This is a genomic window from Photorhabdus stackebrandtii, from assembly GCF_011189495.1.
Lineage (GTDB): Bacteria > Pseudomonadota > Gammaproteobacteria > Enterobacterales > Enterobacteriaceae > Photorhabdus > Photorhabdus khanii.
Genome location: NZ_PUJV01000191.1, coordinates 1 through 354, shown reverse-complemented (window position 1 = coordinate 354; position 354 = coordinate 1). Strand labels below are relative to the sequence as shown.

The following is a 354-nucleotide window of genomic DNA, read 5'->3' as shown; positions in this document are numbered from 1 at the left end:
GGGCGAGTTGGAATGCTCTTTAACAGGGAGGGAAAAGGTGGCTAGAAAAAAGGCTGCTAAATCAAGGGGAAAAGTGTCCTAAACCGTATGATGGCGTCGGGATAGTGCCGAAGACCCGATTGGGCTGGCAGGGGGCCTGAATCCGTATGCGTATGTCCATAACCCGGCAAACTGGATTGACCCTCTGGGGCTGGCAGGGTGTCCAGCGGTTAAAGACTCGTTTGAGCAAGCTAGGGGCTGTTGACGTTTCGTGTACATAACTTATACAGCCCACATGGGTAACCACATCATTATAAAAGCCATGGCAACCATACTGGCATAATTTCGCTCAAGTTTGTCGTATCTTGTTGCTAT

2 pseudogenes are annotated in these 354 nt (G+C 49.7%); one reads left to right on the top strand and one right to left on the bottom strand.

From position 1 onward, the window contains the following. Positions 1–112: 112 nt before the first annotated feature. Positions 113–205 (top strand): annotated as a pseudogene (locus C5470_RS23200) (RHS repeat-associated core domain-containing protein); the annotation flags it as partial. 56 nt (positions 206–261) lie between these two features. Here C5470_RS23200 and C5470_RS22275 read toward each other — a convergent pair. Then, positions 262–354: pseudogene (locus tag C5470_RS22275) on the bottom strand (IS5/IS1182 family transposase); the annotation flags it as partial.